Raw genomic sequence first — 10,070 nt, forward strand, 5'->3', positions numbered from 1 at the left:
GCCGAGGGGGAGCCCGCGGACTCGCCGCCTCCGATGTCGAGGCGCCCCGCCTCCTCCGCCTCTGCCGCGGGCTCCCCCTCGGCCCCGTCCTCCGCGGCCTGGGCCTGCGCCTGGGCGAAGAGATCCTCCTGCGTGTAGTCCGCGAGACCCGTGACGCCCACCCCGAGCAGCCGTACGCCCCCTGTCGTGTCCACGGACTCCAGCAGCCGCGCGGCGGCCTCCCGCACCACCCCGGGGTCGTCCGTGGGCCCCCGCAGCGTCTCGGACCGCGTGAGCGTCGAGAAGTCGAACCGCCGCACCTTCAGCACGATGGTCCGCCCCGAGTGCCCGGCCGCCCGCAGCCGCTGCACACACCGGTCGGCGAGCCGGGCGACCTCCGTGCGCACCCGCACGCGGTCATGGATGTCCACGTCGTACGTGTCCTCGACACTCACCGACTTCGTGTCCCGCTCGGCCACCACGGGCCGCTCGTCCTGCGCGAGCGCCATCGCGTACAGCGAGCCCCCGTGCGCCTTCCCCAGCAGCCGCACGAGCTCGTCCTCACCGGCCTCCGCGATCTCCCCGACCGTGGTGATCCCGGCCCGCCGCAGATGGTCCCCCGTCGCCGGGCCCACCCCGGGCAGCGTCCGCACCGACATCGGTGCCAGCAGCGCACGCTCCGTCCCCGGCGCTATCAGCCGGAGCCCGTCCGGCTTGGCGTCCTCGGAGGCGATCTTCGCCAGCATCTTGCAGACGGCGAGCCCCACCGACCCCGTGAGCCCGGTCCCCGCCCTGATGTCCGCCCGCAGCCGCTCCCCCACGGCCCGCGCCGACACCTCGTCGTCGGCGACACCGCCCGCCTCCAGGTCCACGAACGCCTCGTCCAGGCTGAGCGGCTCGACCAGAGGCGACAGCTCCCGCAGGAGCCCCATCACCTGCTCGCTGATCTCCCGGTACAGACCGAAGCGCGGCACGAGATACGCGGCGTTGGGCGCCAGCCTGCGCGCCTGCCCCATCGGCATCGCCGAGTGCACCCCGAGGCGGCGTGCCTCATAGGACGCGGTGGCCACCACACCCCGCGGCCCGAGCCCGCCCACGACCACGGCTTTTCCGCGCAGGCTGGGCTTCGCCGCCTGCTCCGCGGAGGCGTAGAAGGCATCCATGTCCAGATGCAGGATCGTCGGGGCGCTTCTCACCTCTCCGATGCTGCCCTACGCCACTGACAACGGGGCCTCAGACCGCCCTGTTGCGCCGCCTGGCCAGCTCATCGGCGGGGTTGTGCCTGATGAGCGTCTCGCCGGTGTCGATGCGCTCCCCGTGCAGCTGGGACAGCGCGGCCTCGACGTCGCGCCAGACGACGCCCACGGCGATCCCGAAGACGCCCTGACCGCCCTGGAGCAGATCGTGGACCTCGCTGGGCGACGTGCACTCGTAGACCGTCGCGCCGTCGCTCATGAGCGTCATCCGCTCCAGGTCGCGGAAGCCGCTCTCACGGAGGTGCTGGACGGTCGTGCGGATGTTCTGCAGCGACACCCCGGTGTCCAGGAACCGCTTCACGACCTTGAGGACGACCACGTCACGGAAGCTGTAGAGGCGCTGCGTGCCGGAGCCGCCGGCGGCGCGCACACTGGGCTCGACCAGGCCGGTCCTGGCCCAGTAGTCGAGCTGCCGGTACGTGATGCCTGCGGCCGCGCACGCGGTGGGACCGCGGTAGCCGATCTGCTCGGTTTCCTCGAACGTAGCGTCCCCGCTCCCCTGGACCGCCATCGGTCGTTTCGGAGAGTGATCGGTCGCGCTGCCGTGAAGCGGGTACGGACCGCCCATCGCCGTACCGTCGCCGCTGCTTCTCACGCCGACCTCCCTCCTTGACCTGCCTTCTCGACGGTAGGCAGTCGCCAGGGGCTCGTCAACGATCGCCACACTCGGCACGCCGAGTGATAATCACCCTGAGAGTGGTTTCCCGTACCTCACCGCGGGGAAAGGCTAGCCGAATGGTCCGACGCGGACCGCTCGAAGCGGCTCACTGGCTGTTGGTGCCGAAGTCCTCGGGGGAGATCTGGTCGAGGAACTCGCGGAACTTCTCCACCTCGTCCTCCTGCTCGTCCGGGATCGCGATGCCGGCGTCGTCCAGGACGCCGTCGCTGCCGAAGATCGGCGTCCCGGTGCGCAGCGCCAGCGCTATGGCGTCCGACGGACGCGCGCTCACCTCGACACCGCTGGCGAAGACCAGCTCGGCGTAGAAGACGCCTTCGCGCAGGTCCGTGATGCGCACTTCGGAGAGCTCCTGGCCCACCGCCTCCAGCACGTCCTTGAACAGGTCGTGGGTCAGCGGCCGTGCGGGTGCCATGCCCTGCTGTGCGAAGGCGATGGCGGTCGCCTCCCCTGGTCCGATCCAGATGGGGAGGTACCGGTCGCCTCCCACTTCACGCAGGAGCACGATCGGTTGGTTGGAGGGCATTTCGACCCGGACACCTACGACGTCGAGCTCGTTCACACAGCAACCCTAGGACGTGGCTGGCAGGTTTGGGTAGTCGGGCACCCGTCGAGTACCGGCCGGGCGGCGGCCGCCTCAGGGCAGCCGGACCCCGAGCGCGGTCTGCACGAGGGCGGAGTGGAGCCTTCCGGTCAGCCCCGCCAGCTCCTTGGTGCGGGCCTCCGCATGGGCCCTGGTCTGCGGATTGCGGTGCCGCCGCAGCGGCGCGACCACCTGGTCGACCAGCCCGGCCTCCCGCTCCGCGGCGGCCTTCATGGCCCGCAGATGCCGTGGCTCGATACCGAAACGGCCGAGTTCGACGACGAGCGAGGCGACCGTAACGGCCTCCGCGTCGTAACCGCCGTCCGGCAACGGCGCCACGAGCCCGTACGTCTCCCACTCGTCGAGCTGTCCCTCGTCGATCTCGGCGGCGGCCAGCAGCTCGTCGCGGCCCACACGGGCCGCCGTCGGCCCCTCGGCCTCGTCCTGGCCCTGACCGTCGCCGACATCGCGCTGACGCCCCAGAGACGGCAGCGGGACCCGCTCACCGTGCTCCAGCGCGTCCAGGTGCTCACGGATGACCTTGAGCGGCAGATAGTGGTCCCGCTGCATCCTCAGGACGTGACCGAGGCGTTCGACATCCTCCGGGCTGAACTTCCGGTAGCCGGAAGGCGTGCGCTGCGGCTCGATGAGCCCCTCGGCCTCCAAGAACCTGATCTTGGAGATCGTGACCTCGGGGAACTCGTCACGCAGGGCGTTCAGCACGGAACCGATGCTCATCAGCCGACGGTCCGCGGCGGCGGTGCCGGTGCCGGCACCGCCCCTCGGTGTTTGAAGCATGGACCTTCCCTGGGGATCTCCCCAGACGGAATCTGGGGGTGGTTCAGATGCCCCGCTGGCTCGCGTAGAAGACCAGGCGGTACTTGCCGATCTGCACCTCGTCGCCGTTCGACAGCGCGACGGAGTCGATCCGCTCCCGGTTGACGTACGTGCCGTTGAGGCTGCCCACGTCGGCGACGGTGAAGGAACCGTCCTGGACACGGCGGAACTCCACGTGGCGGCGCGACACCGTCACGTCGTCCAGGAAGATGTCGCTCTGCGGGTGACGGCCCGCCGTGGTCAGATCGCCGTCGAGCAGGAAACGGCTGCCCGAGTTGGGCCCGCGGCGCACCACGAGGAGCGCCGAGCCCAGCGGCAACGCGTCGACCGCGGCCTGCGCCTCCGGAGAGAGCGCCGGGGACGGTGTCTGCCCCGTCGTCTCCGCGTCGTAGGCCTCCAGGCCCGAGATGGAGATCGTCGATGTCGTCTCGGACGCACGCTCCGGCGTGGCCCCGGCCCGCAGCGGCGCACCGCAGTTGGAGCAGAACCGGCTCGCCTCGGCGTTGCGGTTGCCGCACCTCGTACACACCAAAGCCATGGACGGGTCCTCCTGCCGCGGCTGCCCCGCGGGGGCATTCGATGCGTACGGGTCGGGGGTAAACCCTCCACCCGTACTTGAGGTTGACGGTTCTCCGAAACCTATGCGGCCGGGACCGGCAGGGTCAACAGATGACGCGCCCTGTCCGCCCGAAATGTCACCACCTGGACCAGCGACCTGATCCCGGAACATCGGGCGACCCGCGCCCTGATCCTCGCCATCCCCATGGCGCGGGGCACGGTGTCGGGCAGTGGCGGGATTGCCGCTGTCCTCACGTGCACTCTTGCCGAACAACTTCGCAAACAACTTCACGGGCGATTCCCCTTGACCGAAACAGACCCGCCCGTGGGGCAGGACGAACCCTGATTGCACACACCGGCATTCATCGGTGAACCGGACATCCTCACAACGTCCGTAGCCACCAAACAGTTTCCACCACGCACCACGCTTCCGGTGCGCCGACCCCCCGCAACCTCATGCCCTCGCCTGGCGGCCCCCATGCGCCCGCCCCTCACTGGGAGGACGACCGAGCGTAGTCAGGCCGCTTCGCAGGTCGCAAGGCACTCACGACGATCTTCTCCGAGCGTTCCACGGTGACCGTGGCCTGCTCCTTCTCCAGAGTCTGCACCACGCCTCCCGGGATGTTCAGCGCAGGCTCCAGATCCTGCGGCTTGCCGATCACCTTGAAGAGGTACGGCGCACCGACCTTGCGGCCGTCCACCCGCACGCCTCCGTCGGCGTCCGACAGATAGGTGCCTGCGACCACGCGCACGTCATTGATCTGGATCGCCTCCGCGCCGGCGGCGCGCAGCTCCTGAATGGCGTCGAGCAGCATGTCCGCCTCGATCGCCCCCTTCTTGTCCTCGATGGTCAGCGTGATGCCGGGCCCTTGGGCCGCCACCGTGCCTGCCAGGATGCCGAGTTGCCTCTCCCGCTCGACCGTCTGCTTGCGGGCCTCCTCGGCCTGGTCCGAACTGTTCTCCAGTCCGGTCCGCTGTTCCTCGAGGCGTCGCTTCTCTTCTTCCAGACGCTGAGTTCGGTCATCCAGTTCATCGAGAATGCGAACGAGATCTTCTTGTCTCGCACCACGCAGCGCACTGCTGTCGTTGTTCGAGCGCACCTGGATGGCCAGGCCGAGCCCGAGAACGAACAGCAGCAGGGCCACGATGAGTTGCGGCCGGGTCACCCGCGGCGGCCACAGGCCCTGCGCGAGCCGCTGCCGGCCGGTGAGCCGCGGAGTGTCCTCGCGCTCCGGCGGAGCGGGCGCCTGGGGCGCGCTCGGGACCTCCGCGGGGAGCTCCTTGCGCCGGTTGAAGTCCGGCCTGTCGTCACTCATCGGCCTCACGCCCTGAAGACGTGCCGGCGGATCGCCGCGGCGTTGGAGAAGATCCGGATGCCGAGGACCACGACCACACCGGTCGACAGCTGGGCACCGACGCCCAGCTTGTCACCCAGGAACACGATCAGCGCGGCGACCACGACGTTCGACAGGAACGACACCACGAACACCTTGTCGTCGAAGATCCCGTCGAGCATCGCGCGCAACCCTCCGAACACGGCATCGAGAGCCGCGACCACGGCGATCGGCAGATACGGCTCGACCACCGCCGGAACCTCGGGCCGAACCAACAATCCGGCCACGACTCCCACGACGAGGCCCAGTACGGCGATCACGTTGTGCCCTTTCCTGCCTTCGGCTCTGCTGTACGTACGGTCACACTGGGCGCTGCCGGCAGCCGGAGCTCGTCCGACACCGAGATGCTGGTCCGGATGCCGAAGTTCTCCTGCAGGGCGTGCAGATACTGACCGTCGCGGCTGTTCTGGAACCGGGTGCTCAAGCGTTTCCCGTCCCCCACCGCGAGCACCGTATACGGCGGCACCAGCGGCCTGTTGTCGACCAGTATCGCGTCACCCGCGGCCCTGATCGCCGACAGCGCCGTGAGCCGCTGGTCGTTGATGGAGATCGCCTCGGCACCCGACTGCCACAGACCGTTGACGACACGCTGCATGTCGCGGTCGCGCACCCGCCCCGTGTCGGAGAACCCGGAGCTCTCGCGCGGCCCGCCGCCGCCCTGATCGGCTTCCTTCTTGTCGTCCACGACGAGCTTGACGCCGGGACCCTCGACCTCGGTGGCACCGGACAACAGCCCCACCAGTTCACCCTGGCTGCCGCCGTGCTTCTTCAGCGCGGCGCGCTGCCGCTCGCCCACGTCGTCGCGGAGCTCGTCCACGTCGTCCTCGAGCTTGTCGGCCCCGGCCGTCGCCTCCTCGACGCGGTCGATGAGCTCCTCACGCTCCTTGGCGACCACCGGCGCCGCTATCCGCGCCTGAGCAGCTCCCACGGTGACCACCAGCGCGGCGAGCACCAGACCGGCCGCGAGCCCGAGCTTGGCCCGCAGCGGACGAGGGACACCACTGTCCCCTCTGGCCTTCTTCCGCGCCGCCGCCTCCGCGTATCCCTCGTCGAGACTGTGGTCCATGACGGTGGTGAGCAGCGACATGGACGCGTCCGGGCGCCGGGGGCGCGAGGGGGTGCTCCGAACGGGGGGCTGCTGCGGCATGCCGCACATCGTCGCACGTCGTGGGCCCTACCTCCGAATGGCCCCACCGGCGCGCCGGACAGCACCTGTTGACGGTGCCGCCCGACGCGCGGAAAGGGTCAGTGACCGGCGCTGTCGACCACGGCCGACCACTCGTCGAGCAGCGCCTGGGCGGACGCGTCGTCGGGCCCTTCTGCCCACAAATGGGTGACGGCCTCGGCCGGATCGGGGAGCACGAGGACCCAGCGCCCGTCGCTCTCCACGACCCGCACGCCATCGGTAGTGTCCACGGACCGGTCCCCCGCCGCCTCGACCACACGCCGCATCACGAGCCCCTTGACGGCCCACGGAGTCGCGAGATCACGCCGCTGCACATGGGCCCGCGGGATGCGCGCGTCGATCTGGCTCAAGGTGAGCTGCGTACGCGCCACCAGACCGATGAGCCGCACGAACGCGGCTGTCCCGTCGAACACACCGCTGAACTCGGGCACGATGAACCCGCCGCGCCCGTCCCCGCCGAAGATGGTCGAGTCGCCACGCCCCACCCGCGTCAGATCGTCCGGCGACGTGGTCGTCCAGTCCACCTGCGTGCCGTGGTACGCCGCGACCTGCTCGGCGATACGCGTCGTCGTCACCGGCAGCGCCACCCGTCCGCTGCGCCGCTCGGCGGCCACCAGGTCGAGCATGACCAGCAGGGCCCGGTCGTCCTCGACGATCCGCCCCTTCTCGTCCACGAGCGAGAGCCGCTCGCCCACTGGGTCGAACCGCACCCCGAAGGCCGCCCGCGCCGACGCCACGATCTCCCCGAGCCGCACGAGCCCGGAACGGCGGGCGTCCGCGGTCTCCGTGGGCCGCGACTCGTCGAGGCCCGGATTGATCGTCAGAGCATCCACACCGAGCTTCCCGAGAAGGCTCGGCAGCACGAGCCCGGCGCTTCCGTTCGACGCGTCGACGACGACCTTCAGCTCGGATTCGGCGACCCCCGTGGTGTCGACGTTCCGCAGCAAGGATCCCGTGTACGAGTCGAAGACGCTGGCCGGGAAGTGCAGGTCCCCGATCTCACCGGGGAAGGCCCGCCGGTACTCCTGGCGCGCGTACACCCGGTCCAGCTTCCGCTGGCTCCCCTGCGACAGGTCCGCTCCCTGCCCGTCGAAGAACATGATGTCGACGGAGTCCGGCACACCGGTCGTCGTCCGGATCATGATCCCGCCGGCGCTGCCCCGAGCCGTCTGCTGCCGCGCGACCGGCAAGGGCACGTTCTCCAGGTCGCGTACGTCGATGGCGCTGGCCTGCAGCGCGGAGATCACCGCCCGCTTCAGCGCCCGCGCGCCTCGTGAGTGGTCACGTGCGGTGGTGACGGTCGAGCCCTTCTTCAGGGTCGTCGCGTACGCCCCCGCGAGACGCACAGCCAGTTCCGGCGTGATCTCGACGTTCAGGATCCCGGAGACCCCGCGCGCCCCGAAGAGGTGCGCCTGACCGCGGGACTCCCAGATGACGGAGGTGTTGACGAACGCGCCGGCCTCGATCGTCTTGAACGGATAGACCCGCACATTGCCCTGGACGATCGATTCCTCACCGACCAGGCACTCGTCACCGATGACCGCGCCGTCCTCGATACGGGCGGCCCGCATGATGTCGGTGTTCTTACCGACGACACAGCCCCGAAGATTGCTGTGCTGCCCGATGTAGACGTTGTCGTGCACGACGGCCTTGTGCAGGAACGCCCCGTCCTTCACCACGACATTGGACCCCACGACGGTGTGCTCGCGGATCTCGACGTTCGCCTCGATCTTGGCGTAGTCACCGACATACAGCGGCCCGCGCAGGACGGCGTCGGGATGTACTTCGGCCCCTTCCGCCACCCATACCCCGGGCGAGATCTCGAAGCCGTCGAGCTCGACGTCGACCTTGCCCTCCAGCACGTCGGCCTGCGCCTTGACGTAGCTCTCGTGCGTGCCGACGTCCTCCCAGTAGCCCTCGGCGACATACCCGTAGATGGGCTTGCCTTCCTTCATGAGCTGCGGGAACACATCGCCCGACCAGTCGACCGGCACATCGGCCTCGACGTAGTCGAAGACCTCGGGCTCCATCACGTAGATGCCCGTATTCACCGTGTCGGAGAAGACCTGCCCCCAGGTCGGCTTCTCGAGGAAACGCTCGACCTTCCCCTCGTCGTCGACGATCGTGATGCCGAATTCCAGCGGATTGGGAACACGCGTCAGACAGACGGTGACAAGCGCGCCCTTTTCCTTGTGGAAGGAAATCAGCTCGCTGAGGTCGAAGTCCGTGAGGGCGTCACCGGAGATCACGAGGAAGGCATCGTCCTTCAGCGCTTCCTCTGCGTTCTTGACACTTCCGGCCGTCCCGAGCGGCTTCTCCTCATTGGCATAGGTGAGCTCCATCCCGAGCTCTTCGCCGTCGCCGAAGTAGTTCTTGACGAGCGATGCCAAGAACTGCACTGTCACTACGGTCTCGGTGAGCCCATGCCTCTTCAGCAGGCGCAGCACATGCTCCATGATCGGCCGATTGGCCACGGGCAGGAGTGGCTTGGGCATGCTCGAGGTCATGGGGCGAAGGCGTGTGCCTTCACCGCCGGCCATCACGACGGCCTTCATGTCGGAAACGTCCTCCTCAATAGACGACGATCTAGCCGACTTAGCCCGCCAGGATGAGCCCGCATATGTCATATACGGGTCTTCGAGCCTCTACAGCCGCCGAATCGGCAGGCTCAATCGGCCTTGCTGTCCGCCTTGACGAGCCGGCGGACCTGAACCACGTAGAGGATCCCTGCCCACCAGTAGAGGGTTGTACCCCATCCAGCGAACGCCCATCCGAAAATAGCAGCGAGTGAGGCGATCCAGCTACTTCCGTCACTGAGCAGCAGTAGTGGAAAGGCGTACATCAGGTTGAAGGTGGCCGCCTTGCCCAGGAAGTTCACCTGAGGCGGCGGATAGCCGTGTCGCCTGAGGATCCCGACCATCACCAGCAGCACCAGCTCGCGCAGCAGGAGCGCCGCGGTCAGCCAGAGCGGAAGAATCTCGCGCCACGTCAGTCCGACCAGCGTCGAGAGGATGTAGAGCCGGTCGGCCGCGGGGTCGAGCAGCCGGCCCAGGCTGCTGATCTGGTTCCAGCGCCGCGCGAGCTTGCCGTCAAGGTAATCGCTGACACCGCTGAGCGCCAGGACCAGCAGCGCCCAGCCGTCGCTGTTGGGCCCTCCGAACTCCGGCCTGAGGATCAACCACAGGAAGAGGGGCACGCCGGCGAGACGCGCCATGCTGAGGATGTTCGGGATGGTGAGGACACGGTCCGTCTGGACACGCGTCTCCTGGACCTCCACCCGGGGGCCTCCTGTGGGAAAGAGCCAATGATGCCCCCTGACCTTACCCTCAGTTGCCGCACATCGGTGCAGAGGGGTCACTTGGCGACACCTGAACAGAAAAACAAGAAAGCCCCGGACCGTTCCCGGTCCGGGGCTTTCTTCAAAAGGAGTTCGGCGGCGTCCTACTCTCCCACAGGGTCCCCCCTGCAGTACCATCGGCGCTGTGAGGCTTAGCTTCCGGGTTCGGAATGTAACCGGGCGTTTCCCTCACGCTATGACCACCGAAACACTATGAAACTGACAACCGCACCATGCATGACGCATGGGGTTGTTCGTGGTTTC

The 10,070-nt window shown here is 68.5% G+C and carries 10 protein-coding genes and 1 rRNA gene; all 11 read right to left on the minus strand.

Annotated elements, in window-relative coordinates; genetic code table 11:
* Nucleotides 1-1,175, minus strand: a 1,175-nt coding sequence (locus tag AOK22_RS29165; RefSeq protein WP_055701724.1) for a DNA polymerase IV, incomplete at its 3' end; no start/stop codon positions are given.
* A gap of 37 nt (nucleotides 1,176-1,212) precedes the next feature.
* Nucleotides 1,213-1,830 carry a MerR family transcriptional regulator gene (locus AOK22_RS29170; protein ID WP_079036891.1) on the minus strand — a complete coding sequence of 206 codons (618 nt, stop codon included), beginning with the start codon at nucleotides 1,828-1,830 and terminating at the stop codon, nucleotides 1,213-1,215.
* Between the two features lie 169 nt (nucleotides 1,831-1,999).
* Nucleotides 2,000-2,473 (minus strand): bifunctional nuclease family protein, encoded by a 474-nt coding sequence (locus tag AOK22_RS29175; protein ID WP_063795355.1) that lies wholly within the window; start codon nucleotides 2,471-2,473, stop codon nucleotides 2,000-2,002.
* A 75-nt stretch (nucleotides 2,474-2,548) separates the two neighbouring features.
* Nucleotides 2,549-3,292 carry a transcriptional regulator FtsR gene (gene ftsR, locus AOK22_RS29180; protein WP_055701718.1) on the minus strand — a complete coding sequence of 248 codons (744 nt, stop codon included), beginning with the start codon at nucleotides 3,290-3,292 and terminating at the stop codon, nucleotides 2,549-2,551.
* A 43-nt stretch (nucleotides 3,293-3,335) separates the two neighbouring features.
* Entirely contained in the window at nucleotides 3,336-4,298 is a 963-nt protein-coding gene (locus tag AOK22_RS40230; RefSeq protein WP_079036892.1) for an FHA domain-containing protein, read from the minus strand.
* A gap of 82 nt (nucleotides 4,299-4,380) precedes the next feature.
* Entirely contained in the window at nucleotides 4,381-5,205 is an 825-nt protein-coding gene (locus AOK22_RS29190) for a DUF881 domain-containing protein (protein WP_055701720.1), read from the minus strand.
* Between the two features lie 5 nt (nucleotides 5,206-5,210).
* On the minus strand, nucleotides 5,211-5,543 hold the full coding sequence (locus AOK22_RS29195; RefSeq protein ID WP_003988855.1) for a small basic family protein: 333 nt from the start codon (nucleotides 5,541-5,543) through the stop codon (nucleotides 5,211-5,213).
* Nucleotides 5,540-6,439: a DUF881 domain-containing protein gene (locus tag AOK22_RS29200; protein WP_079036893.1), complete on the minus strand. Its 900-nt coding sequence runs from the start codon at nucleotides 6,437-6,439 to the stop codon at nucleotides 5,540-5,542. The genes AOK22_RS29195 and AOK22_RS29200 overlap by 4 nt, the downstream gene beginning before the upstream one ends.
* A gap of 89 nt (nucleotides 6,440-6,528) precedes the next feature.
* Nucleotides 6,529-9,024, minus strand: a complete 2,496-nt coding sequence (locus AOK22_RS29205; protein WP_055701722.1) for a mannose-1-phosphate guanyltransferase — start codon at nucleotides 9,022-9,024, stop codon at nucleotides 6,529-6,531.
* A gap of 113 nt (nucleotides 9,025-9,137) precedes the next feature.
* Nucleotides 9,138-9,746: a cardiolipin synthase ClsA gene (gene clsA, locus AOK22_RS29210; RefSeq protein ID WP_055701723.1), complete on the minus strand. Its 609-nt coding sequence runs from the start codon at nucleotides 9,744-9,746 to the stop codon at nucleotides 9,138-9,140.
* Nucleotides 9,747-9,897: 151 nt separating this feature from the next.
* Nucleotides 9,898-10,014, minus strand: a 5S ribosomal RNA gene (gene rrf / locus AOK22_RS29215).
* Between the last annotated feature and the right edge of the window lie 56 nt (nucleotides 10,015-10,070).

It is taken from the genome of Streptomyces silaceus, assembly GCF_001419745.1.
GTDB classification, from domain to species: domain Bacteria; phylum Actinomycetota; class Actinomycetes; order Streptomycetales; family Streptomycetaceae; genus Streptomyces; species Streptomyces silaceus.